Origin of the sequence: Yersinia rohdei ATCC 43380 (assembly GCF_000173775.1) — a bacterium.
Lineage (GTDB): Bacteria > Pseudomonadota > Gammaproteobacteria > Enterobacterales > Enterobacteriaceae > Yersinia > Yersinia rohdei.
Window position 1 is genome coordinate 1 of the sequence record NZ_ACCD01000042.1, and the last position, 26,005, is coordinate 26,005.

Below are 26,005 nucleotides of genomic sequence, written 5' to 3' on the forward strand. Positions count from 1 at the left end.
ATGAGGAACATGTCAAAGAGGAAACAGTAAATTTAGATTGTTTGCCTACACTTTGTGCAACTTATTGAGAATTTTGGTTTTTAGCTTAATATTTACGCGATAAATAAGTGGGTATCCGCTAAAACGGCGAGCAGCAGTGCATCTTTACTGCTCGCCGGGGTGTTTATTGTGGCGTATCAGCCAGGACAAACATGCCATAAGGGTGAATTTGCAGATAATAGCTATCACCCGGCGCGGGTTGTAGCTGTGTGGCATTCACTTGGAGCAACAATGATTGCCCCTGCCAATCCACCAGAACTTCATATTGCGGCCCCATATAAGCCACTTTATTTATGGTGCAGCGTTGGCTCGGTTCCCCTTGTTGACTTAGGGTAATGGCCTCTGGCCGCACGCCAACCGTCGATTGTTGCAGTCCTGCGGCAAAACCCTGTGGTCGCGGGATGCGATAACCCAAGATTTCAACATGGTCACTGTTGATTTGCGCGGGGAATACGTTGGCATCTCCCATAAAACTGGCCATAAAGTGAGAAGCGGGCTGGCGGTATAATTCTTGTGGCGCGCCAATCTGCATTATTTTGCCTTTATTCATGACCAGGACAGTATCAGAGACAGCAAAGGCTTCACTTTGGTCATGGGTAACATACAGTGAGGTGATATTAAATTGCTGCTGCAGTTCACGAATTTTATCCCGCATACTGCGGCGCAAGTTGGCATCCAGATTACTGAGCGGCTCATCAAACAGCAGCACTTTGGGTTTTAGAATGAGCGCCCTGGCTAATGCCACTCGCTGCTGTTGCCCCCCCGAGATTTGATCGACAAAGCGGTCTGCAAACCCGTCTAAATCCACTAGCGCCAGGGCTTCCTGCACGCGTTCACGAATTTCTGCCTTCGGGCGACCCAGCATTTTCAAACCATAGCCAATATTTTCGCCGAGCGACATATGTGGGAAGAGGGCATAGGACTGAAACACCATACAAATATCGCGCTGTTGGATAGATCTGTCCGTTACATCCTCGCCGTCGATAAATATTTGCCCGCCGCTGGGTTTTTCTAACCCGGCCACCAGCCGCAACACCGTGGTTTTGCCACAACCGGATGGCCCCAGCAAGGTCACCATTTCTCCTTTAGGGATTGCCAAATTTAAGTCGTCAATCACAGTATTGGTGCCAAAGCGCTTAGTCACATGCTTGAGTTCAACAAAATGTTTTTTATCAGACCCAAGGTTTTCATTAGCCACAAGGTTTTCATTAGCCACAAGGTTTTTATTAGACACAAGGTTTTTATTAGACATAGTATTTAGCCTTATCAGTGCGCCATTATTGGGCATTACTGGATTTCGAGCGGGCAATACGCGCTTCGCCAACCAGATAATCAAACAGGAAGATGATGGCGAGCATCACCACAATCAGAATTGACCCATAAGCAATCGCGATGCCGTATTCGCCATCTTCCACCCGATTAAGGATGTAAGAGGTCGCGACGCGGGTGTCAGGTGTGACCAAGAAGACAATGGCACTGACGGTGGTCATGGCGCGCACAAAACTGTAGATAAGAGCCGACAAAATCGCAGGGCGCAGTAATGGCAGTAAAATGTAAATCACGGTGCGCAAAGACCCAGCCCGCAAGCTCAGTGAGGCCTCATCCAGTGATTTATCTAACTGCCCCAGCCCCGCAATCCCGGCGCGTATCCCAACGGGCACATTGCGCATCACCATCGAGATAATAACGATGGCCGCCGTCCCGGTCAGGTACACCGGCGCACTGTTAAATGCCAAAATATAAGAGACACCGGCTACGGTACCGGGCACGGCGAAGCACAGCATGGTGCTGAATTCGATGGTTTTTTTACCTCTAAATTGCTGGCGTACCACGATATAGGCAATCAGCAAACCAAAGGCTGCGGTGATGGGTGCGGCAATACCGGCATACAACAGGGTATCGAGCAGCGAAGGCCAGGCACCGTCACTGAAACCTTGGCCAAATAACTGGTTAAAGTTATTCAATGTCAGGGTGTAGTCGACGCCCCAGTTGACGGTGAAGCTGCCGTAGAAAATGCTGCCGTAGAGCAACAGGTTAAACGCAATCCACACATACAACATGGCCGTGGTGCCCCATACCAGTGAAACCGGTAATGGCTGGACATCACCCCGGGTGGATTTCCCAGAGATGGTGACGTAGGAGCGTTTGCCTATCCACATATATTGAATACAGAAGATAAACAGCGAGAACATGAGCAAGATAACACCCAGTGTCGAGGCTGCCGGGTAATCAAGCTGTGCGCCAGTAATATAGAAGTAAATTTGTGTGGCAAGCACGTCAAAGTTGCCGCCCAATACCAGTGGATTACTGAAATCGGCCAGCGATTGCACTATGACTATCAAAAATGAGTTAGCCAGCGCCGGTTTTAGCAATGGCAGGAAGACTTGCATGAAGGTCTGCCAGCGGCTGGCACGTAAGGTGTAAGAGGCTTCTTCCAGCGACGGGTGAATGGTTTTTATTGCGCCGTCGAGGATCATAAATGACATTGGCGTAAAGGCCAAAACCTGCGCCAGCCAAATACCGGTAAAGCCATATAGCCAGTTAGTGTTGGTTAACCCAAACCAGGTGACCATTAACTCGGTTACATAACCGGAGCGGCCCATCATCAAGGTGACACCCAACCCAACAACAAAAGGCGGGGTGACGATAGGTAAGATGGAGAAAATCCGGCCCAATAATGCCGAACGTTTGGCAATCCGCGTGGTGTAAATCGCCAGTACCATGCCGAAGAAAGTACAACCAATCCCGACCGCCACCGACAACAAGAATGAATTCCAGATAACTTGCAGGATATGCGCCTGCCCGAGGATCGCCATAAATTGCCACGGCGCAAAACCGCCATGCTCATCGGTAAATACCGGAATAAAAATAGCGATGCTGGGGAACAAGATGAAAACGGTGATCAGGGCAATAATGGTGACCAGCGAACCGAGAACAAAACGGTCGCCACCCAGCCATTCAAGGCGTGCTAGTGCCAGTGTGATGATGGCGCCCAAGGCAATAAATAGCCCGATGGTGGCAAATCCCAAGCCATGCTGTAGCCAGGCTGAGCTTATTACTACAAACAGGGCGCAGAACAGGGCGTAACCGGCATCAAATAAATGGCGGGCACGATGCTCACGCCCCTGGGGAGTGAGCGGGCGAAACAGCAACACTAATGGCAAGGCAAACCATAAGGTACTGATATTCAGGTCAGACCAACCATAGGCAGCCAGCAGCTCAGAACGACTCGCTTCAAGTAGGCCGTAATCCAGGCTGAACGCGGGTAATAAGGCAAAAGCAGCCACGGCAAATGCCAACCAATAAAAAATGGCATCCCGTGTCTGCGGGAGCCGCAGAGTTTGTGTCATGGTGTTCCCTAGATACCCGGTGCCCTTGGTATTGCAGCCATGTCAGCGGCAACACCAAGGATTTTAGGTATAGAAATAATAGAAAAGTTTTAGTCGTTATACTGGGTTTTTATTGACCCATTTTGACGTCATTAACCCACTTGGTTATCAGCTTTTTACGCATTTCGGTGGCACCGTAAGTGTCCATGTCGTAATTAATCAGCTTCAGCTCATCAAGCTTGAGTGAGTTAGGCGAGGTTGCCGCGGTGGTATTGGTCAGGATCTGGTAGGACTGGCCTTTCTGCCATGCCAGTTCTTGCGCGTCTTTTGACAGCACCCAGTCAACGAATAATTTGGCATTATCCAGATTGCGGGCACCTTTCAGGATGCTGACACCGCCAATTTCATAGCCAGAACCTTCACAAGGTGAAATCAGTTTTAGTGGCGCGCCTTTCTCTTTTTCCAGCGAATAGTCGTGCAGGAAGCCAATGCCGATGGTGGTTTCGCCACGGGCGGCGTTACGGGCTGGGGCGATGCCGGATTTGGTGTATTGCGACACGTTGGCATTCAGTTTTTTCAGGTAATCGAAGGCGGCATCCTCTCCCCACAATTGTGAGAAAGTCGCCAGCGCGGTATAAGCAGTGCCAGAGCTTTGCGGATCGGCAATCTGGATTTCACCTTTGTAAACGGGGTCGGTCAGGTCTTTCCAGCATTTGGGTTCTGGCAGGCCTTTTTCTTTCAGGCGATCAGTATTGACCCCTATGCCCAAAATGCCGATATATACCGCAGATGAATAGTTACCTTTGCGTTTTGCCGGGTCACGGAATTGCGGCATGATTTGGTCTAAATTAGGTGACTGATAAGCATAAAGTAAGTCCATTTCGCCGGCCTGAGACTGCGGATCCAGTGTGCCGCCATACCAGACATCCGCCTGCGGGTTCTTTTTCTCTGCATCCACTTTAGCCAGTGTGCTGCCGGAGCCATTACGGATAAAGCTGGTTTTCACATCGTATTTTTCACCGAAGGCTTTGGCTTCCTCTTCACACATCGCATTGGTGGCGCTGCAATAAATCACCAATCGGCCTTCCGCTTTGGCGACAGTGGTGAAGGCGCTCAGTGCGAGGCCCGCGGCAATCAGTACAGAGAGTGGTGCAAGTTTCATAACATTATCCTTTTTATGCTTTGTGTTACCCGAATTGGGGGTAAACAGAGCTGTAGTTTTATGACGATAATTGTAGGAGAGAGGTATTACTTACTTTACTTGCCGAACACGTCAGGTCTTACTTTGGTCGGTAGGGATAAATCGCTTCCCCACAGATTCAAACCCTAATCTATTGACGCCAGTCATCAGTAGCGGCATCAACAGTAATCCTATACAGGCCGCAGCCAGTGTGAGCAGGGCAAAAAAACCTTGCCAGCCATAATGTTGCAACACTTGCGCCAGTGGCCATCCGGCAAGTGCGGCACCCAGATAGGCAAATAATCCGAGAAACCCGGTCACCGTACCCGCGGCATCTTTATGGGTATATTCGGTCGCCGCCAGGCCAATAAGCATCTGTGGGCCGAAGATAAAAAAACCGATACTGAAAAAGGTCACTGATAGCAGCGGATAGTTATGTACCGGTGCCAACCACAGGGCGGTCATGCTCAAAAATAGCCCCAGTGCGAATAACAAAATCATGGGGGCGCGTTGCCCGCGAAACAGTAAATCAGAGCCCCAACCGGCAAATAACGCGCCAAATAATCCCCCTAATTCAAACAGCGATAAGGTGGCATTGGCACTAAACAAATTGACGCCGTGGCTCTCTGCCAGCCAAATATTGCCCCAATCGTTGAGGGCGATGCGGATCAAATACACCAGCACATAAGAAACCCCCAGCAGCCAGATGGTGCGGTTGCGCAAAATAGCATCGCGAAAAATACGCCCCATCGGCATTGGCGGGCTTTGCTGCTCCTGCCATTTATCTTGTGGGTCGCGCCGCCATTGGCCAATGGTGGGTAGCCCTTGCTCTTGCGGTTTGTCGCATAATTGCCAGCATAACCAAATACCTAAAATGATACCGATGGCACCCGGAACCAGCAGGGCGGCCTGCCAACCATAGTGTGAGGCCAGAAATGCTGACAACAGTGGAACCGCCGCACCACCAATGCTGATAGAAATATTCCAGCAGCCCCACCAACTGCCGCGTTCATTGCGTGAATACCAAGTCGTGAGCAATTTGGCACAAGGTGGCCAGCCCCATCCCTGAAAGAAACCATTCAGTGTCCAGACCACCAATAAGGCGGGCAGGGAGTGACACAGGGTAAACACCACATTGAGCACCCCGGTCATCATCAAACCGATGCCCATTATCCAGCGGGCTTGTGTGCGGTCACTGACAATGCCGGAAACAAATTTAGAGCCGCCGTAGGCCAGATAAAACAAGGTGCCCAATAAGCCGATATCGCCTTTATCTAAACCCAGTTCCAGTTGCAACACTGGCATGGCGTAATTGACACTTTTGCGTGTCAGATAAAAGGCGGCGTAGCCCACCACCATGGCCACCATCAGGCGCGGTCGCCAGTAGCGATAGCGCGCATTCACCTGTTCTGGCGTCAAAGTCTCTGGCGGTAACGTCCTCGACGACAGGGGCGATGCAGGCATAAATTCCTCCGGTAATAGAATCGAGTGTATGGAAGATAAAGGGAAAAGAGATGAGATAAGGTTGTAGATGCTTAGGAAAAACTCCTAATTATGAGGCCTTTTGATCCTATTCTGTGGGCAGGTTCACAGAGTCGCTGGTGCGAACATGGGTGGGCAGATTGACCACCACGCGTGTCCCTAGGCGGCGTTGCAATAACCAATCACCACCCAGCGCGCGCACCCGTTCTTCAATGCCCCGCAGGCCCATACCACCCGTGGGTTGCGCGGGGATCCCCATGCCGTCATCGCGCACCTCCAACGTGATGATATTGTCAGTTAGATGCAGGCTGACCTGGATATTGCGGGCGTTGGCATGCTTATTAATGTTATTGAGCAACTCCTGTACCAGCCGGTAGAGGGTAAATATCACCACATCCTCACCGGGGGTGGGTGGCAAGGTGTAATCCAGTTGGAAGTGAATCCCTTGCTCGGCAAAAGCAAACTCTTCGGCCAGGTGCTGCAGCGCTTGGTCCAAGGGCATTTCGTCCAACACGGGCGGGCGCAATTGGCGTAATAACTGGCGAGTGGTTTGGTGAATGCGTTGTGACAAACTGCTTATCTGATTGGCTGCGGATTGCGCGGCGGGTGATGGCGCACTGCGGTTCACCAGCATCGCCTGAATTTGAATGGCAGTGATATTTTGACCAATTTCATCATGCAGTTCGCGGGCAATGTCTTTGCGGACATCTTCCTCGGTGTGCACTAACCGTTTCATTAGCTTGCGGCGGGTTTGCAGCTCTTGCTCTAACTGATTGCGATAGCGGTGCAGGTGCTGCGCCAGTTGTTGCTGGCGACTAATGGCAATTCCCAAAGTCAGGCCCAGTAAGGCTTGAGTAGAAAGAAACAGCTCTAATTCGGCCAGATCATGAAAGGCACCACTGGCTTGACGGGTTACCGTTATCATCAGGCTCCCGAGTACTGCCGCCAGCACCCCGCCTTGCCAACCAAATTTGTAGGCCATAAAGACATTGGGCAGGAAGACAAAAATCAGCAACAGCCGCTCCATATTGGGGGCAATCGCAACTTGTATACAAACGCCAATAGCAAAAATCAGGGCGCACCAAATCAATAGCGAAGTGCGCAGCGGCGGGTCTGGCATCTGTTGAGAAAATAAATTGCGGATATGCTGCTGTTTTAAATATTCATAAATCAGATAAGTAAACGGCACCAACAAAATACCGCCGGTAAAGGTGGCAAGCAGAGTGTGGGTTATTGGCAGGGGCAGCCAGTAGCCCAGCAGCAGCCCGTGTAGCACGCTGTTGCCAGTGACGGCGGTAAGCAGTAATAACAGCCGTTGCCAGTATAGGGTGTAATTATGCCAATAGCGCTGGGCCAGCCAGGCGATGAGTAAACTCAATAAAGGAGAGAACAGAATCAAAGCGTTGGGTTGCAACTCTTCGCTGTGCAGCCACCACAAAGCGGCACATTCTGTCAGCAATAAGATGGGCCAATAGCGCCGGGGCAGCAAAATCATCAACGCCAGTCGCAAACCTTGGGGCAATAGCAACACGGCGTGCAGCCCATCATCACTTAGGTAAAAACTGATAGTCCAGAGTGCGAGCCAACTCAAAGCAAAGAAAATAGTCAGAAACAGTGACAGCCCAATGGCGCGCGGTTGCCACATCAGTTACCTGCCAGCAACTGATGCTGTAGGGCAAAATGCACCAGCTCGACGGTGGTTTCGCAATGCAGTTTGCTCAGAATATTGGCCCGATGCACATGCACGGTTTTATGGCTGAGAAACAATTGCTCGGCAATGGATTTCACACTTATTCCATTGATAAGTAATTGGAAAACCTCTTTTTCTCGTGGTGTCAGTACCGCCAATTGTTGCGGTTGCTGTGGCATATGGCGCAGTGCGCGCAGGGCATCGGCACACAGATAAAGGCCGCCACCACTGACGGTGCGCAGCGCTTGTACTAATTCCTCCGGGCCACAGCGTTTAGTCAGGTAGCCACTGGCGCCGGCATCCATCGCGCTTTGCACAAACGCCGTGGTGTCATAAATACTCAGAATAATGGCGCGGAAGTTTGGCGATTTTTGGCGCAGGCGCTTTAGCAGACTTAATCCACTTTCATCTGGCATTGAGATGTCCATGACGGCGACATCTACCTCAATATTGGGCAGATTAGCCCAGGCCTCTGCCGCCGAGCCATATTCGCCAATAATAGTAATATCTTTTTCCAGTGATAACAGCTGTGCAAAACCAGAGCGGACGACAATATGGTCATCTATCAATGCAACGTTAATCATGATTTTTCATTATCGCGAAACCCAGATATGCATGATGCGCATCAATCATTAGCGTGGCAATAATTGTTATCAGAAATGTTATAGGCTTAACATAGAGAGGAAACTTTCGCCTAAGAAATAGGCAGTTGTTACTGCCACAGCCTGCGCCACACTGGGTGGCAGTGGCGCAGAAAAGTGAGTGTTGGTGGTGACTACGGCATTTTTTTGCTGCGATAAATACGTTGCGGCCGCCCGACTTTGCCATAAATAATTTCTGCTTGTAAGGCGTGACTGGCCGCGCAGAATTCTAAATAACGCCGTGCCGTGGTGCGGCTTAACCCCAGCACTTGGGCGACAGTCTCGGCGGTGTACTGATCGGCATTGCCACTGAATAATGTTTGGATTTTATCCAGTGTCATTTGGTCAATTCCCAGCGGCAGGGTCAGTTTCTGCTCGCCCCGGGCATAAGTATTATACATTTCATCTATTTGGCGCTGACTCACCTTGGTGGCATCTTGCAAGACTTGATGGCGATGGCTATAGCGAGCCAATGACTGCTCCAGCCGCTCATAAGCGACAGGTTTTATCAGGTAATCAAACACCCCATAACGGATAGCTTCTGATACGGTTTCACTGTCGCTGGCGGCGGTGACAAAAATAATCCCCCCAGAAAACCCCTGTAAGGTAATTTCTCGTAATAATTCCAACCCACTGCCATCGGGCAGATAGTTATCCAGCAAGATGACATCCGGGTGAAAGCGCGCCACCATACTGCGGGCTTGTTGTAAATTACCTGCCAGCCAGACTTCCTGGCAATAACGACTTTGTTTGATAAATTCGGCATGCATTTCTGCCAGTGGTGTTTCGTCTTCTACCACTAAAATATTAAGCCATTCCATGGGATCTCTCCGTCTTCGGAATAAAAACTGTAAACAAGGTGCCGCGCGGCGGATTATTTTCTACCGTAATGGTGCCGCCACTTTGCTGAACATAGGTTGCGACCAGATACAGGCCGATACCGTGTTCATCGGAATTTTTGGAACTGACCCCGCGCTCGAACATATTGTCTTGATATTGTGGGTCAATCCCGCAGCCGTGGTCGGCGACCTCTAAAATCACATTATCGCCTTCATCCGACAGGTAAATTTCAATCTGCTTATTGCTGTCTGGATTTTTCAAACTGGCTTCAAAGGCATTATCCAGCAAGTTGCCGATAATGGCCGCCAGTTCATTTTCGCCAATATTGGCGGGTAAATGGGCTAACTGACATCCGGGGACAAAGGCCAAATTCAGTCCCAACTCACGGGCGCGATGGTATTTGCCAAATAGTAACGCCGCAATTTGCCGGTTATTAAATGCGGTACGCAGCATATCTATTAGCGCCTGATGGGAAGAGGACTCGGTTTTTACCATCTCCAGTGCCCGGTCAAACTCTTTCATCTGCAACAACCCGCTCATCGTTGACATCCAATTCAGATGCTCATGACGCACCGTGCGCAGGTTTTCGACATATTGCTTAATCTGACTGAGTTGGGCGCTGAGAGTATGAATATCATCCTGACTGCGAAAACTCACCACCCAACCTTGAAATACATTATCTTCCGACCAGATACCAGCACGATTAGCAATGGCATTCAGGCCATTAAAGGTGCAAAGCTCATCCTGGCGGTTATCACCGGTGTTATCGATAAAGAAATGGTCAGGAGAAACCACCTCACTGACTTTTCGGCCAATCAACTGCTGGGGTGTCGCGGATATATGCAACATTTTACGCGCATTTTGATTGATTGCAGTGATCTTTCCCTCAGGATCGACGGCAAGTAGCCCCTCAAATACTGCGCCAAACAGCGCTTCTTGCTGGCGCAATACTCGGGCAATCTCTTTGGGTTCCATCCCCATCATTTGGCGGCGAATATGATGGGCAAACAGCCATGACAGCAACAGCAATACGCCGAGCACCATAATAAACGAGTGGGTGAGGGGAAGAAGGTAAATTAGCCGCCAATGGTCGATTTTGCTAATAAGGTAACCCAGAGAAACCACCCCGATAATATTTCCTTGTTCATCGCGGATGGGGGTTTTGGCGCGCATGGCCTCACCTATTGACCCTTTACCAAAGATAATATAGCTCTCGCCTTTTTCCAGTGCGCCGGGTTTAGTCCATTGCATTGGCTGGCCAATCATTTTCGGGTTCGGGTGATACAGGCGAATTGACTGTGTGTCGCCTATTACCAGGTAGTCAAGATCGGACGAATTACCCAGCCGGCCGACAATGTGTGCCAATTGGGCTTTATCACGATGTTTCACGGCATTTACCACCGAGTCCATTGACGCGATAATTTTGGCCTGATTCATGGCAGTTTTACTGACCTGATCCAGTAAATATTGCTCAAAGTTATGGCTTAAGAAGCGATCCAGCGCACCAATCAATAAAATTGAGACGGTTAAAAGCAGGAGAAATATGCGCAGCGGAAAGGCCATATTTTGCAATCGATGCCAAATTTGGCCGCGCCATTTTATTTTGTCTGATGCGCAAGAACTCGACACGCTACTCACCTTAATCTGGGATAGTAGAAACATAAGCGTTAACATAAGTTAATTTAAGTAATAATTAAATAGCTAAGCGAAATAAAAATATATATTAATAATTAAAGTAATTAAAACCATTAAATAAATTACATTTACTCTCTTATATGTGAAATAGGTCAATTAATCTCGCTATTTTTATGTTTAGCATGTGCTCATTAAATAATTAAAAATAAAACAAAGCTATTTATGACTTATTTTATAGCTTTGTTTTCAATGATTATTTTTATTTAAAGTTAAAATAACATTTATTGTTTTTTTATTACACCCCGTTTGTTCTTTATTTGTTATGTAAACGTTATGGCAGAGAGTGAATTATGGATGCGGTATTTAATAGGGTTAATCGTTCAGACCATCAGAAGATTGCAGAAATAACCGGTTTCTTGCGGGAGAATGATCTGAATATAGATACCACCGTCGAGGTGTTTATTACCGTAAACCTTAATGAGAAGCTCGTGGCCTGTGGTGGCATTGCTGGCAATATTATCAAATGTGTGGCGATAAGTGAGCAAGTTAGGGGGGAAGGGCTTGCTCTAATATTGGCAACGGAGTTGGTTAATTTGGCTTATGAGCGGCATCACAGCCATCTGTTTATTTATACCAAGACAAAAAATGAGAATTTATTTAAAGCCTGTGGCTTTTATCCGATAGCCAGTGTCCCCGGTATTGTGGTGCTAATGGAAAACAGTGACTGCCGCTTGCAGCGCTATGCCAAACAATTGAGCCAATTACGTCAACCAGGGGAAAAAATTGGCAGCATCATAATGAATGCCAACCCTTTTACCCGTGGACACCAATATTTAGTGCGACAAGCTGCGGCGCAGTGCGATTGGTTACATCTGTTTTTAGTGAAAGAAGATAATTCACGTTTTCCTTATGAAGACCGGCTGCAATTAGTTCTCGATGGCACAAAAGACATTACTAATCTCAAGGTGCATCCCGGTTCGGAATATATGATTTCTCGCGCCACTTTCCCCTGTTATTTCATTAAAGATCAGGGCGTGGCAGATGACTGCTATACCGAAATCGACCTGAAAATATTCCGCCAATATCTGGCCCCGGCACTGGGCGTCACTCACCGTTTTGTCGGTACCGAGCCATTTTGTGCTGTGACTGCCAAATATAACCACGACATGAGTTTCTGGCTGGAAACACCCTCATTGCCATATCCCGCTATTTCGCTGGTGGAAATCGAGCGCCTTAAATATCACGGCACCGCCATTTCTGCCTCTTGGGTACGCAAATTATTGGTGCAAGGAGAGGGTGAAACTCTGCGCAAATTAGTCCCGACCGCGACCTACCACTATCTACAGCGGTTGCTCGCCCAACGTGCACCCAAAGCGGCGAGTGCAGAGAAAAATGTGATTTCAGCAAAGAGTTCAGCCCTGCTTTAGTTGATTAACCTCAGCCGATAAAGCCGGGCGCAAGAGAGGACTGACGCCTATGTCCGCGACCACGAATTTGAAGACAAGTTAATCAGGTGAAACATGAAAATTATGAGAGAGGCCGTCGCCGGAACATTGGAGTCGAGCGATGTCATGGTGCGAATTGCGCCATTAAACCCACCGGAAATAGACCTGCAAATTCATAGCAGTGTGGATAAGCAGTTTGGTGAGGCGATTCGTTACAGCGTCTTGGCATTGCTGGAGCAGTACCGGGTCACTGGGGTGCAACTGATTATTGACGATAAAGGCGCACTGGATTGCGTGTTACAGGCTCGGTTGGAAACCGCGCTACTCAGGGCCTGTGATGAAAAAATTCTGCCATGGAGAGCTATGTTGTGAAACCCGAAATGAAAAACAGAATGCGCCGCAGCATGTTGTTTGTTCCCGGTGCCAATGCCGCAATGCTCAGCAATGCTTTTATTTATCAGGCCGATGCGTTGATGTTTGACCTAGAGGACTCGGTCATCCTGCGCGAGAAAGACGCCGCGCGCCGCTTGGTCTATCACGCCTTACAACATCCGCTTTATCAGGAAGTGGAAACCATCGTGCGCGTCAATGCATTGGATTCTGCTTATGGCTTGGCGGATTTGGACGCGGTGGTGCGCGGCGGGGCCGATATTGTTCGCTTACCCAAAACCGATAGCGCGAAAGATGTCACTGATATGGCACGAGAAATCAGCCGAATTGAGTCGGAATGTGGCCGTGAAGTGGGGAGCACCGGCTTGTTAGCAGCAATTGAGTCGGCGCAGGGAATTACACAAGCGCTGGCCATTGCACAAGCATCTCCGCGTTTAATGGGGATGGCGCTGGGAGCGGAGGATTATGTCCGCAACTTGCGCACCGAGCGCTCACCCGAGGGCATTGAGCTGCTGTATGCGCGCTGTGCAATTTTGCAAGCCGCCCGTGCGGTGGGCATTCAAGCCTTCGACACCGTGTACTCCGATGCCAATAACGAAGCCGGTTTTTTGCAAGAGGCCGCCCTGATTAAACAGTTGGGTTTTGATGGCAAATCCTTAATCAATCCGCGCCAAATCGAACTGCTGCACAACCTTTATGCCCCGACCCAAAAAGAAGTTCGCCATGCTCAAGCCGTGGTGGACGCCGCCGCAGCGGCAGAGGCCGAAGGGCGAGGGGTGGTTTCCCTGAACGGTAAAATGGTGGACAGCCCGGTTATTGAGCGGGCGCGGTTGGTTTTACAACGTGCGGCCAGTGGCTTGCGTGAGGAATAAAAAATGAATAGGCAACAACGCGTCGCCAGCTTAACTCGGAGTCAGGATAACAACCCGGCTTATCAGCTGTATCAAAACACCTCGAAAGCAAATTTACAGGCGCAGAAGCCCCGTAACATCAAAATTTGTGATTCTTTGGAAAGTGTTATCCGCCGGTCTGGGTTGCAAGACGGCATGACAATCTCCTTCCACCATGCTTTTCGTGCCGGGGATTTAACCCTGAATCTGGTGATGAATTGCATTGCGGCTATGGGGTTCAAAAATCTGCGTTTGGCTTCCAGCTCTCTTAGCGACTGCCACGCGCCGCTGGTTGAGCATATCCGCAATGGGGTAGTGAGCGAAATTTACACCTCCGGGCTGCGTGGGCCACTGGCCGAGGAAGTGTCGCGCGGGTTACTGGCCAAGCCGGTTCAGGTTCATTCCCACGGTGGCCGCGTTAATTTAATTGAATCCGGCGAGCTGACTATTGATGTCGCCTTTATTGGCGTGCCGGCCTGTGATGCGTTCGGCAATGCCAATGGTTTCAGTGGCAATGCGTGCTGTGGTTCGCTGGGATATGCCCGAGTGGATGCCGAATATGCCCATACGGTGGTGCTGCTGACCGAAGCGCTGGTTACTTACCCGCACCACCCCGCCAGCATTACTCAGGATCAGGTGGACTGGATTGTTCAGGTTGAACATGTGGGCGATGCCGACAAGATTGGCGCAGATACCACCCGTATGACTACCAATCCCCGCGAGTTGCTCATAGCGCGCCGAGCAGCAGATGTGATTGCTGGCTCTGGCTATTTTGTCGATGGGTTTTCTTTACAGACCGGAACCGGCGGGGCGTCGCTGGCCGTGACCCGTTTCCTGGAGGACAAAATGTTACGGCGCAATATCACCGCCGCATTTGCCCTTGGTGGTATTACCTCGACGATGGTGGAGCTGCATGAAAAAGGGCTGATAACCAAGCTGCTGGATGTGCAAAGTTTTGACCGACAGGCGGCTTCCTCGTTGGCGCGTAACCCGGCTCACATTGAAATCAGTGCTAATCAATATGCCAATTTCAGCTCGAAAGGCGCATCAGTTGAATGGTTGGATGTGGTGGTGCTCAGTGCATTGGAAATTGACACCGATTTTAACGTCAATGTCCTGACGGGCTCGGATGGCGTATTGCGCGGCGCGTCAGGTGGCCATTGCGACACCGCTGTTGCGGCGCGGTTGTCGATTATTGTCGCACCATTGGTTCGGGGGCGGATCCCCACTTTGGTCAGGGAAGTGACAACCTGTGTCACGCCGGGTTCCAGTGTGGACATTTTAGTGACCGATCACGGCATTGCCGTCAACCCAGCACGACCAGAACTGGCAGAACGTTTGCAGCAAGCAGGGTTATCGGTGGTGACCATTGATTGGCTCTATCAGCGGGCGCTGATATTAACCGGCGAGCCCAAACCCATCACATTTACTGACCGCGTGGTGGCGGTGGTGCGTTACCGCGACGGTTCGGTCATTGATGTTGTTCATCAGATACAGGAGTAGCAGATGAATAGCTTCTCCCCCGCATTGGCAGCTAACCGGCCCATCAGTTTGCCGGAATTGCTGACCAGCCGTGAATCTCGTCAGAGCCGGCAACACCTTTGGCTAGCGCGCCACCAAGTCACATTAATCTCACTGACGTTGGTGACGCCGGGTGCAGTGAAAGATAACCCATTGACTCGTAAATTGTTTGCATTGGCGTGGCAGGCGATTGCCGAACTTTGCCTGCAACATCATTGGCCGGTGTTGCAGCAAGAAGCTTTCCCTCTCCCGACCGGTTGTGAAGGGCTAATTGCCCTCGACCGGCCAGCAGAACAAGTAAAGGATGCCGCGCTGTTGCTGGAGCTAAAGCACCCGCAGGGCCGGTTATGGGATATCGATGTGCTGGATGTTTCGGGGCGAATCTTATCGCGCCGCGATGTAGGGCTGGCACCCCGTCGTTGTTTATTGTGCCACCGCCCGGCCAATGTCTGCGCCCGGGCGCAAACCCACAGTATTGACGAATTATTGGCTCAAATGGAGTTGATGCTCAATGCCACAACTGCAACGCACTGATTTTTCGCCACTGTCAGACTTTGCCCAATGCTATGGCGCATTGGCTTACCGGGCGATGCTGGCGGAAGTCAACTTGACCCCGAAACCCGGCTTGGTGGACTGCGCTAACTGTGGCGCACATCAGGATATGACACTGGGCGATTTTTACCATAGCGCCGAGGCGATTGCGCCCTGGTTACCTCGGTTTATTGCCCACGGCACCCAGCATAGCCATCTAGCGGGGCAGGCGGCACTCAACTGCTTGCGACCGCTAGGGCTGGCGTGTGAAAACAGCATGTTTAATGCCACCGGCGGCGTAAACACCCATAAAGGCAGCGTTTTTTCTTTGGGATTGCTGTGCTGTGCTCTCGGGCGTTTACACGCTCGTGCCGAGCCTATCAGTGCTCAGGGCGTTTGTCAGGAGGTGGCCAGTTTATGTTGCGGTCTGACTGAACGCGAACTGCGCCAATCCAATCAGCAACAAACTGCCGGCCAGCGATTGTTCTCTCAGCATGGCCTGACCGGAGCCAGAGGTGAGGCGGAATCGGGGTTTGCTACTGTGCTGAACCATGCTTTACCCGCGTACCAGCGCTTATTAGCTGATGGCGCGCAACCTGACCACGCCTTATTACAAACCTTGCTGATTTTGATGTCCGTCAACCGAGATACCAATGTGGTTTCCCGTGGCGGTATGGCGGGGCTGCAATGGTTACAACAACAGGCGTCAGAGATTCTGGCTTCACTCCCAGCGGCGGGGATGCGAGAGCCTCTTAGCCAGTGGCGGGTGCGAGTGTTTGACAGCCAATGTATCGCCCGCAACCTTAGCCCAGGCGGCAGTGCTGACCTGCTGATCCTCACCTGGTTTCTGGCACATTTTCCTCATCCTCTACCTCACCCAATGCCATCAATCTGCCATGTGCAGCCTATTGGGTTTCCAGGAGTCACATTATGTTGAAGTCGCAAGAGAAATTATGGAAAGCACTCGCGCCTTTTGTGGTGTTGGTTGTGTTGCTGTTGATCCCAACCCCAGAAGGAATGCCACCTCAAGCCTGGCGCTATTTTGCGATTTTCGTCGCCATGATTGTCGGGATGATTTTGGAACCCATTCCCGCCACGGCGATAAGCTTTATCGCCGTAACCATCTGTGTGCTGAGTTCTGACTGGGTGCTATTTAGTGCCGCCGAAGTGGCCGATGCCAGCTTTAATGGCAGCAAAGAGTCGCTCAAATGGGGGCTGGCAGGATTCTCCAGTACGACTGTTTGGCTGGTTTTCGGGGTCTTTATCTTCGCGCTGGGCTATGAGGCCACCGGGCTGGGGCGACGTATTGCCCTGTTCATGGTGAAGTTCATGGGAAAAAGCACTCTGATGCTGGGTTATGCCATTGTTATTATTGATATTATGCTGGCACCTTTTACCCCCTCAAATACTGCCCGCACCGGCGGCACGGTATTCCCGGTGGTGAAAAATCTACCGCCGCTGTTTGATTCATATCCCAATGACCCTTCGTCACGGCGCATTGGCGGTTATCTGATGTGGATGATGGTGATTGGCACCAGTATCAGTTCCTCAATGTTTGTTACCGGCGCGGCTCCCAATGTGCTCGGTATTGAGTTTGTGAATAAAATCGCTGGGGTTAATATCGGCTGGATGCAGTGGTTCATGGCATTCTTGCCGGTGGGTTTAATCTTACTGATTGTCGCGCCTTGGCTTTCTTATGTGCTGTATAAACCCGGCGTGACCAAAAGTGATGAAGTGTCGGCGTGGGCGCAAACAGCACTGTCTGAAATGGGCGCGCTGACACGTAAAGAAACCACTCTAATTGGCTTAGTATTGCTGAGTTTGTGCCTGTGGGTATTTGGTGGCAAATTTATTGATGCCACCGCCGTGGGATTGCTGGCAGTTTCTCTGATGTTGGCGCTGCACGTGGTGTCATGGAGAGATATCACCAAATATTCCAGCGCCTGGAACACGTTAGTCAATCTGGCCACGTTAGTTGTGATGGCCAATGGTCTGACTCGCTCCGGTTTTATTGATTGGTTTGCCAACACCATGAGCACCCACCTTGATGGTTTTTCACCGAATATGACCGTGGTGGCATTGGTGCTGGTCTTTTATTTTTCTCACTATTTGTTCGCTAGCTTGTCGGCCCATACCGCGACCATGCTGCCAGTCATATTGGCGGTAGGTAAGGGGTTGAGTGGCGTACCTATGGAACATTTATCCATGCTGCTGGTGTTGTCCATTGGGATTATGGGGGTTTTGACCCCTTATGCCACCGGCCCTGGGGTGATTATCTATGGCTGCGGTTATGTGAAATCGAAAGATTATTGGCGGCTGGGCGGCATTATGGGGGTGTTTTACATTAGTATGCTATTGCTGGTGGGGTGGCCAATTATGAGCCTATGGTATTGATTTATATTCTTTAACTTTATTTGCGTCGGGCCAGCAGCAGCCCGACGCAGTAAGGTAAAATAATTAACCGTTATAAACGCCAAATAACCTCGGCAACCACAGAGAAATCTCTGGTATATAAGTTACCAACATTAATACCAGTAATAGCGCGCCGTAGAAGGGCAGCATGGCTTTCACCACCTGCTCAATTTTCTGTTTACTCACCGCACTGGCAACAAACAACACTGAACCCACCGGCGGCGTAATCAGCCCAATACCGAGGTTAATCAACATAATCATGCCGAAATGCACCGGATCAATCCCGAGTGAATTAGTGACCGGCATCAGAACCGGGGTCAGGATCAAAATCAGCGGGGCCATGTCCATCAAGGTGCCAACCAGCAGCAGCATGATATTAATGCACATCAAAATGACGTATTTGTTATCAGAAACAGAGGTAAAGAACTCAGTGATACGTTCTGGTAATTGCATATAGGTCATGATGGCACCGAAACTGGCTGCAAAACCGATTAAAATCATAACGATAGTGACGGTTTTTACCGTGCGGTACATCAACTTGGGTAATTCTGACCATTTATAATCACGATAAATAAACATAGTGACAAAAAACGACCATAAACAGGCAATAGCAGCGGATTCAGTGGCAGTAAATATCCCGGAAAGGATCCCGCCCATGATGATGACCACCGTCATCAGCCCCCACAGAGTATCGAGAAAGATTTTAAGTGCCTGGCGGAATGGCACTCGTTCACCTTTCGGATAACCGCGTTTATAGGCAAAGCCGACACACATTAACATCAAGGTAAAACTGAGCAGTAAACCCGGCAAAATCCCGGCAATAAACAGAGCCGCTATTGAAACCGTGCCGCCCGTTGCCAGTGAGTAAATCACCGAATTATGGCTAGGTGGCGTCAATATCGCCTGCACTGAACCACTGGCGGTCACTGCTGCGGCAAAGTCACGTGGATAGCCCTTTTTATCCATTTCCGGGATCATCACCGAACCAATAGAAGCGGTATCTGCTACTGATGAACCTGAAATTGCACCAAAGAAGGTTGAGGCGACAATATTGACCAGTGACAATCCGCCGCGAATAAAGCCGACGAAGATATAGGCAAAATTAACCAGCCGCCGCGCAATACCCCCTTCGGCCATAATGGCTCCGGCGAGAATAAAGAACGGAATAGCCAACAGCGAAAATTTATTTACGCCGCTGGTGATTTGAATCATCACGGCTTCCAGTGGTAAATCAATCCAAAATGCGCCGGCAATGGCACTTAAACCCACCGCATAAGCAACCGGCACGCCAATAGCCAACAAAATTGCCAGGGTAAAAACTAAAATAAATGCGTCCATAAGGCAAAGTTCCCCAAATTATGAATTGCCGATCATTACTACCGGGCGGTGGGTCTGTGGGCCAAAAAATAAGCGCTCGATAATAAAACACAAGGTAATCGCAGAGCCGATAGGCAGAGGAATATAAGTTTGTCCGGCTGTCAGTAATGGGAACTCAGCCACCGGTTGTGACCAAAGTTCGCTGCACAAAATGTAGCTATAAACCAAGATAAATAGGCTTATTACTATCATTAGCAAATCAACCAAGAAGAGGCAGACTTTTTGTCCAGCAGGAGATAAACGGTCGGTAACCATGCTGACCGCAATATGTGAACCGGAGCGAAAACTGGCCGCCGCGCCTACAAAGGTAAAAGTTACCATACATAAAATAGCGACAGGTTCGGGCCAGGATAAACCGTCGTTTTGAACATAACGGGCAAATATTCCAATAGGGATAACTGCAACCATAATCATTAAAGCAATACCAGCTACCCAGATTGACAGGCGATATAATGCATCCATCGTCGATAGATAAAAGCGAGCCATAGTGGAAACCTCAGTTTACCCTTTGTCCTTGGTGTTGCAGCGGTTTAATTGTTTTGCTGCAACATCAAAGAAGTTGAGTATCGATATTCGCGGTATTAAAAAATTAACACCGTCAGAAGAGTATTATTGGACAGCGCTAATCCGCTCAATAAGGTCTTTATAGTCTTTACCAAACTCATCGCGTACTGGTTGAGTCGCTTTGTAATAATAATCATGGTCAATCTCATGATATTGCACGCCACCGGCTTTCATTTTGTCATGTGATTGCTGCACATAGGCTTGCCATAATACGCGTTGCTCTGCTTGTGCTTCTTTAGCCAGCTTGAGAATAGTTTGTTGATCCTCTGGCGTTAATTTATCCCACTTAGCTTTAGAATAAAGGAACAGTTCGGGAATAATAAAATGCCCACTCAAGGTATAGTTTTTAACCACCGGGAGATAATTATGGGCCACAAAAGTTGGTTCGTTATTTTCGGTACCGTCAATAACCCCAGTTTGCATGCCGCTGAATACTTCACTTACCCCCATACTCAGTGAATTAGCCCCCATGGCTTTTAGCGTAGCCAGTGCAATTGGGCTGCCCTGAACACGGATTTTCATTCCTTGAAGGTCTTCTGATTTAACCACCGGCTGTTTGGTTATCAGATTTCGGGTTCCGGCATCCATCCAGCCAAGGAATACTAATTTTGAATCTTTATTGTTAGTGATTTTATCCCCGATTTCTTTACCAATTTGGCCATCAATGACTTTATGTAAGTGATCTTCATCACGGAACATATAAGGCAGGGTAAAGACACTGATTTCCGGCAGAATAGAGGCAACGGGTGTCATAGAGACACGAATAATATCAATAGCTCCCATTTGAGCCTGTTCTATCATTTGTTTTTCATCACCCAACACCCCACCTGGGAAAGTTTTAATTTCCAGACGGCCATCAGTAACAGTCTTGAGTTTGTCGCCCATGTTTTTAACAGCAACAACATTGGGGTAATCTTTGGGATGAACATCGGCGGCTTTAATTTGTTGTGCTGATGCTATTTGGCTAAATAAGATGGCAGAAATAGCCAGGCATAATGTTGGCAAAGGCTTAGGGAATGTCATTTAGTTATCTCCAGAGGTCACTATACCTTTGTTAATTAAAATTGCTTTATTGTTAGGTGCTTACCTGCAATTTTAGTTACCGTTGGCATGAAAAATAGATAAAAAGGCATCATTTCTAATAGTAAAATCGTTATATCAACATATATAAAAGGGGCATTTCCTTATCCCCAGCGCATTCAAACTAGCGGTTTATAATTGCTATTAAATTGACCATTATCACAGAAAAAGAAATGTCAGGAACTGCGTTTCAATAATTGTGAAGTCACATTTCATTGTTAGTGTGATAGGGCACAGAATTACAATTAATTGCGAACTTCTACGAATATGCAATGTGAAATAACGAGAGGTTGATAACTTTTACGGGCAAAAATGAGGGGGTTAACATTGTCGGGTGGCGAGTTAACAACTACTATAACAGCCTACGAATCAATATGATTAGGATAGCGCGTGACGTCGGTATTTATCCGTAACTTTACCTTTGCTGCATTACCCGCCAGCGGGTTGAATGAGCAGCCACTGTTTCATGGGCTTTTGGCTAAATGTGATTTTGATGTCAATGAATATCGGGATGAGCTATTTGCTGTTTACGGCATTGCGTTTCCCGGTAGTTTACATAAAGCGGTTGCTAAACGGCGTGCTGAATATCTGGCGGGGCGCTTTGTTGCCCGACAAGTACTGAATATGCTGGAGGTACGTGATTACCCATTAATTAGTGGTATAGACCGCGCACCACAGTGGCCAACCGGATTAATCGGCAGCATTAGCCATAATAACCAACGGGCTTTATGTACCGCGCAAAGAGTAACACCGGTAATGGAATCTTCAGAGGCGAACTACGGCACTCATGGAGTTGGTCTGGATATCGAAAGCCTTATTTCGGTTGAAAGAGCCAAAAATCTGTGGCCGGGTATTCTCACTGAAGAGGAATATCACTCTTTTCAAGATGGCCAATTACCTTTTAACCAATTGTTAACCTTGGCTTTTTCGGCTAAAGAAAGCTTGTTTAAAGCCGTGTTTCCACAATTGGGCCGCTATTTTGATTTTCTTGAGGCCCGTTTGTTGAGCTATTCGTTGGATACGGGCTATTTTGAATTAATGTTATTGCGAGAATTAAGTGAGCATTTCCCTAAGGGCCGCTGTTTTACGGGGAGCTTCACACTTAACGACAGTGATGTTCAAACTTTTATAGCCTACTAATCTTGATGTAATCAGTCCAAGTAATAAGTTTTCATCGTTTTAAATTGGAAAAATTGATTGGGATAGACTAAATATTTAGCTACCAGTCATATTTATTGATAGGACATCATGAAATATATAGTGCTATTGGTTTTTATCTTGTGCATAGCCTATGTACATTTTCGCGGTAAAGTTCGTTATAAGTTCTGGCGTCAACTCTCAGATCATTCAACATTTGTTTCACCAATAAATGTTTTCATGTACATATTTTCCCGTGTACCAACAACGCCTTATCTCAAGCAAGACCTTTTCCCTGAACTGACTGTTTTGCGTGATAATTGGTTAAAAATCAGGGAGGAAGGAAAGGCGTTAATGGATATCCAGCAAATAAAAGCCTCGGATAAATACAATGACGCTGGTTTTAATTCTTTCTTTAAAACGGGTTGGAAGCGTTTTTATTTGAAATGGTATGAAGACAGCCATCCATCTGCAATGACATTGTGCCCCTATACCACCTCATTATTACGGGAGTTGCCTTCGGTAAAGGCTGCTATGTTTGCCGAATTACCGGACGGTAGCCGTTTACCTCGCCACCGAGACCCTTATGCGGGTTCTCTGCGTTATCACTTGGGTTTAATTACCCCGAATGACGATCGCTGTTTTATAGATGTTGATGGCACTCCTTATAGCTGGCGCGATGGTGAAGGAATATTGTTTGATGAAACCTATATTCACTATGCGGAAAACCAAAGTGGGCAGAACCGGCTTATTTTATTTTGCGATATTGAGCGACCAATGCGCTCTCGTTGGGCGCAGTGGGTTAACCATTGGTTAGGCCGCAACCTGATGACCGCCGCCACGGCCCCGAATGAAGAAGGTGACAGAACAGGGGGGGTGAATAGGATATTTAAATATATCTATGCGGTGCGCAAAATAGGGAAGCGGCTGAAAGCCTGGAACCGACGAATTTATTATCTAATCAAGTGGCTATTATTTGGTGGTATTGCTGCTTTGATTTTTTATGCGCTGTAATTTGTCCAACTTAAGATACGAAATAATCAAATAGCAAAAAGCCCGCTTAGTTTCTTAAGCGGTCTTCTTTAAATTGGCTTCTCTGATTACACTGCTCAGTGCCAAAGGCGGGTGTTGAATGAATAAGTTAGCGTCATTAGCATTTAAAAATAATGGTTTTTATATTTTTTTAAATTTCTTACCGTTAAATCTAACCTTATCAGGATAAAGAAAGTTAATTAAATCAATTAATTAGTGTTGTGACTTTAGTTGTCGGGCTCTATAACTATTGATATTTTTCTTACTTCTAGCGATTGGTTTATTTTATTTATTCTATTCTGATTGTAGGCCGTAATACTAACCGAGAAAATAAGTTGGTATTTAAATTTATATCTGTCAAATGTTGTTAACAGTCATCATAATTATTGGCATTTAAGTCTGCTCAAACGCGGTGTTGTTGACAGATTTGTGCGAGAATGACCCTGCCCTGGTAGCTGGTGCAGAATAGGTTTATTGAACGTTTTAATAGGATGCTGGAGCAATGAATATAACCGCGAGCACCCATCTGAATCGCTGAATAACCTGACACCGAAAGCATACCGGTTGATTGCTGAACCCCCCGGAATCTTAAAAAGTGCGTGGAACTAAAACTGAGATGCCTACACAGGTATTGATACTAGCGAGTCAATATTTGAGCCAGTTTCTTTATACCTTCAACGATCTCTAATGGAGAGTGTGCGGCAAAACCTAACAAGATGGCCCCATTTGTTGGTTTTATTTGGCAGTATCGTGAAAGGGGTTGGGCACCTAAACCCGCTTTACGACATTGCTCAATAATAAAAGATTCCTGAATTTTTTCCGATAACCAACAAACAATGTGAATACCTGAATCTGAAGGTTCTGCGAGAATAATTTCTGGGAGATATATTTGTATGGCTTCAATCATAACCTGCTGGCGTTCATGGCATGCTTTTCTGACACGCCTGACGTGACGCGCATAATGCCCCTCAGCAATGAATGTGGCAAGTATCGTTTGTTCTAAATAAGATGTACGCGTATCTGCATAATATTTGGCAATTTTAAACGACTCTACGAGACTTTCGGGAATGACGAGAAAACCTAAATGAAATCCAGGGAACATCATTTTAGAGAATGAACCAGCATATATAACTCGCTGTTGTTTATCTAATCCTTGCAGCGCTTGTATCGGCTGGGCTTTATATCTAAATTCACTATTATAATCATCTTCGAAAATCCACATTTTATTTTCAGATGCCCAGTCAAGTAGCGCAATTCTTCTGGATAAACTTAATGTACCGCCAAGAGGAAATTGATGTGATGGTGAAGTGAAAATCATTTTCGCATGGGGCCAGTGCTTAATAGCATAGGAAATATCCATCCCATTTTCATCACTGATGACGGGGCAGATTTTGGCTCCCATGGCAGTAAATGCACCTAAAGCGCCATCATATCCCGGTTCATCTAACCAAACTTCATCTCCTTTTTGCAACAGAACTTGCGCGGCAAGATTTATTGCTTGTTGGGTTCCATTGACAATAAGTATCTGTTCATCAGTGCAATTTAAACCGCGTGTGGTGCGAACATATTCACTAATGGCCACCCTTAATGGTTTATATCCCAAAGGTTCATTGAGATTCCAGTCTTGGTGGCGAAACTGACGCCAGACTCGCCCTAACAGTCGCCCCCAGAGTTCATGTGGGAATAAGTCTATACAACCGATCCCAATATTAAATTTCATATTATTTCCGGAGTATGGCGAGGTCATATCCCATATTTTTTTTATCACCTTCATATGAGGGTTAATATTTGGGGCACCATTTTCATTACTAATTTTTTTGTAAGGTGATATAGATTTAATTTGAATCACTTCATCAGGGATGGTTGAGGTGACATAAGTTCCGGAGCCTTTTTTTGTGATGAGATAACCTTCATCACTGAGGCGTTCTAAACCAGATAAAATAGAGTTTCTCGAAATAGACATCATTTCAGAAAGTGTTCTGCTGGAGGGGAGTTTTCTACCTGCTTTAAGCTGACCATTCAGTATCAGTTCTTTTATAGCCAAATAAAACTGCTCTTTAATTTTCCCTTTTTTAAGCAATAAGCTTGGGAAGCTGGCGACGTTTTTTTTCATTATTAAAGTGGACCCATGAAAAACTTAAAAAGCGTACCTTATATGATACCACTACAAGGGTTACTCTTTCGTCTCCAAATTTGTGAAATTCTAATAAGGTGATTGATATGATGGATGAAGATTTAAAAATCTCAGTGGTGCCGGTACAAGAAGAGGATTACTCCAAATGGTTACCTTATTGGTTGAATTATCAGCATTTCTATGAAGTTGAGTTGTCTGAAGAGACGACAATTGAAACATGGAAGCGTTTTTTAAATACAGATAGCGACATGTATTGTGCCGTAGCCAAAAAAGGGCAGGTAATTCTCGGGTTCGTTCACTATGTTTTTCATGGTTCAACTTGGTCTGTAAATGATTTTTGCTATTTAGAGGATCTGTTTGTTGCCCAAAATAGCCGAGGTAAAAATATAGGAAAACATCTGATTGAGTATGTTCAACAAAAGGCCAATGAGCGCCAATGTGGGCGATTATACTGGCATACGCAGGAAAAAAATTTAACAGCGCAGCGACTTTATGACTGGATAGCAGAGAAGCCAGGTGTCATAGAATATAGATTAGCTCTCTAAGCTTCATTTCCTGAGTATCTTTTCAACGAGTTATTAATGTAAATATACCAACGCAGGGGCGGGATACTTTTCGGTTGCAAAATAGAAAAGCCCACGCAGGTAAACCTGAGT

The 26,005-nt window shown here is 47.6% G+C and carries 22 protein-coding genes; 10 read left to right on the plus strand and 12 right to left on the minus strand.

All coding sequences use genetic code 11. The features are described 5' to 3' along the window. Positions 1-163: 163 nt before the first annotated feature. The 8 genes from fbpC to dpiB form a co-directional block, all read right to left on the minus strand. Positions 164-1,237 carry a ferric ABC transporter ATP-binding protein gene (gene fbpC, locus YROHD0001_RS01230; protein WP_004716643.1) on the minus strand — a complete coding sequence of 358 codons (1,074 nt, stop codon included), beginning with the start codon at positions 1,235-1,237 and terminating at the stop codon, positions 164-166. A gap of 79 nt (positions 1,238-1,316) precedes the next feature. Continuing rightward, positions 1,317-3,389: an ABC transporter permease gene (locus YROHD0001_RS01225; RefSeq protein WP_004716644.1), complete on the minus strand. Its 2,073-nt coding sequence runs from the start codon at positions 3,387-3,389 to the stop codon at positions 1,317-1,319. Between the two features lie 109 nt (positions 3,390-3,498). Beyond that, on the minus strand, positions 3,499-4,530 hold the full coding sequence (locus YROHD0001_RS01220; RefSeq protein ID WP_004716645.1) for an ABC transporter substrate-binding protein: 1,032 nt from the start codon (positions 4,528-4,530) through the stop codon (positions 3,499-3,501). A 111-nt stretch (positions 4,531-4,641) separates the two neighbouring features. Then, positions 4,642-6,012 (minus strand): MFS transporter family glucose-6-phosphate receptor UhpC, encoded by a 1,371-nt coding sequence (uhpC, locus tag YROHD0001_RS01215; RefSeq protein ID WP_032818265.1) that lies wholly within the window; start codon positions 6,010-6,012, stop codon positions 4,642-4,644. Positions 6,013-6,118: 106 nt separating this feature from the next. Next, the gene (locus YROHD0001_RS01210) at positions 6,119-7,675 is read right to left on the minus strand and encodes an MASE1 domain-containing sensor histidine kinase (protein WP_004716647.1); all 1,557 of its coding nucleotides are present in this window, start codon (positions 7,673-7,675) and stop codon (positions 6,119-6,121) included. Then, positions 7,675-8,304, minus strand: a complete 630-nt coding sequence (locus YROHD0001_RS0118810; RefSeq protein WP_032818268.1) for a response regulator transcription factor — start codon at positions 8,302-8,304, stop codon at positions 7,675-7,677. Before YROHD0001_RS0118810 ends, YROHD0001_RS01210 begins: the two co-directional genes overlap by 1 nt. Positions 8,305-8,495: 191 nt before the next feature. Further along, positions 8,496-9,182, minus strand: coding sequence for a two-component response regulator DpiA (dpiA, locus tag YROHD0001_RS01205; protein ID WP_032818269.1), 687 nt, complete (start codon positions 9,180-9,182; stop codon positions 8,496-8,498). After that, complete coding sequence (gene dpiB, locus YROHD0001_RS01200; RefSeq protein WP_071817908.1) at positions 9,169-10,863, minus strand: sensor histidine kinase DpiB; 1,695 nt, start codon at positions 10,861-10,863, stop codon at positions 9,169-9,171. The genes dpiA and dpiB overlap by 14 nt, the downstream gene beginning before the upstream one ends. Before the next feature lie 323 nt (positions 10,864-11,186). Between dpiB and citC the strand changes: the two genes are divergently transcribed. From citC to YROHD0001_RS01165, 7 genes are all read left to right on the plus strand, one after another. After that, the gene (citC, locus tag YROHD0001_RS01195; protein ID WP_004716650.1) at positions 11,187-12,263 is read left to right on the plus strand and encodes a [citrate (pro-3S)-lyase] ligase; all 1,077 of its coding nucleotides are present in this window, start codon (positions 11,187-11,189) and stop codon (positions 12,261-12,263) included. Between the two features lie 93 nt (positions 12,264-12,356). Continuing rightward, positions 12,357-12,653, plus strand: a complete 297-nt coding sequence (citD, locus tag YROHD0001_RS01190) for a citrate lyase acyl carrier protein (RefSeq protein ID WP_004716651.1) — start codon at positions 12,357-12,359, stop codon at positions 12,651-12,653. Between the two features lie 8 nt (positions 12,654-12,661). Further along, positions 12,662-13,543 (plus strand): citrate (pro-3S)-lyase subunit beta, encoded by an 882-nt coding sequence (gene citE, locus YROHD0001_RS01185; RefSeq protein WP_004716652.1) that lies wholly within the window; start codon positions 12,662-12,664, stop codon positions 13,541-13,543. Positions 13,544-13,546: 3 nt separating this feature from the next. Next, on the plus strand, positions 13,547-15,064 hold the full coding sequence (gene citF, locus YROHD0001_RS01180; protein WP_004716653.1) for a citrate lyase subunit alpha: 1,518 nt from the start codon (positions 13,547-13,549) through the stop codon (positions 15,062-15,064). A gap of 3 nt (positions 15,065-15,067) precedes the next feature. Continuing rightward, complete coding sequence (citX, locus tag YROHD0001_RS01175; protein ID WP_004716654.1) at positions 15,068-15,616, plus strand: citrate lyase holo-[acyl-carrier protein] synthase; 549 nt, start codon at positions 15,068-15,070, stop codon at positions 15,614-15,616. Next, positions 15,594-16,550, plus strand: a complete 957-nt coding sequence (citG, locus tag YROHD0001_RS01170; protein WP_032818274.1) for a triphosphoribosyl-dephospho-CoA synthase CitG — start codon at positions 15,594-15,596, stop codon at positions 16,548-16,550. The genes citX and citG overlap by 23 nt, the downstream gene beginning before the upstream one ends. Next, on the plus strand, positions 16,544-18,007 hold the full coding sequence (locus YROHD0001_RS01165; RefSeq protein ID WP_032818276.1) for an anion permease: 1,464 nt from the start codon (positions 16,544-16,546) through the stop codon (positions 18,005-18,007). The genes citG and YROHD0001_RS01165 overlap by 7 nt, the downstream gene beginning before the upstream one ends. Before the next feature lie 63 nt (positions 18,008-18,070). Here the strand turns inward: YROHD0001_RS01165 and YROHD0001_RS01160 are convergent, their stop codons facing one another. From YROHD0001_RS01160 to YROHD0001_RS01150, 3 genes are all read right to left on the minus strand, one after another. Further along, positions 18,071-19,363, minus strand: a complete 1,293-nt coding sequence (locus YROHD0001_RS01160; protein ID WP_004716657.1) for a TRAP transporter large permease — start codon at positions 19,361-19,363, stop codon at positions 18,071-18,073. Positions 19,364-19,381: 18 nt separating this feature from the next. After that, positions 19,382-19,888 (minus strand): TRAP transporter small permease, encoded by a 507-nt coding sequence (locus YROHD0001_RS01155; RefSeq protein ID WP_032818279.1) that lies wholly within the window; start codon positions 19,886-19,888, stop codon positions 19,382-19,384. A gap of 123 nt (positions 19,889-20,011) precedes the next feature. After that, positions 20,012-20,989, minus strand: a complete 978-nt coding sequence (locus YROHD0001_RS01150; protein ID WP_004716659.1) for a TRAP transporter substrate-binding protein — start codon at positions 20,987-20,989, stop codon at positions 20,012-20,014. A 447-nt stretch (positions 20,990-21,436) separates the two neighbouring features. Between YROHD0001_RS01150 and YROHD0001_RS01145 the strand changes: the two genes are divergently transcribed. Together YROHD0001_RS01145 and lpxO are read left to right on the plus strand one after the other, a co-directional pair. Beyond that, on the plus strand, positions 21,437-22,186 hold the full coding sequence (locus YROHD0001_RS01145; protein WP_004716660.1) for a 4'-phosphopantetheinyl transferase family protein: 750 nt from the start codon (positions 21,437-21,439) through the stop codon (positions 22,184-22,186). A 108-nt stretch (positions 22,187-22,294) separates the two neighbouring features. Further along, positions 22,295-23,197 carry a lipid A hydroxylase LpxO gene (gene lpxO, locus YROHD0001_RS01140; RefSeq protein WP_032818282.1) on the plus strand — a complete coding sequence of 301 codons (903 nt, stop codon included), beginning with the start codon at positions 22,295-22,297 and terminating at the stop codon, positions 23,195-23,197. A 655-nt stretch (positions 23,198-23,852) separates the two neighbouring features. Here lpxO and pdxR read toward each other — a convergent pair. Continuing rightward, positions 23,853-25,328 carry a MocR-like pyridoxine biosynthesis transcription factor PdxR gene (pdxR, locus tag YROHD0001_RS01135; RefSeq protein WP_004716662.1) on the minus strand — a complete coding sequence of 492 codons (1,476 nt, stop codon included), beginning with the start codon at positions 25,326-25,328 and terminating at the stop codon, positions 23,853-23,855. Positions 25,329-25,435: 107 nt separating this feature from the next. Between pdxR and YROHD0001_RS01130 the strand changes: the two genes are divergently transcribed. Next, positions 25,436-25,894: a GNAT family N-acetyltransferase gene (locus YROHD0001_RS01130; RefSeq protein ID WP_032818285.1), complete on the plus strand. Its 459-nt coding sequence runs from the start codon at positions 25,436-25,438 to the stop codon at positions 25,892-25,894. The last annotated feature ends 111 nt before the right edge of the window (positions 25,895-26,005 follow it).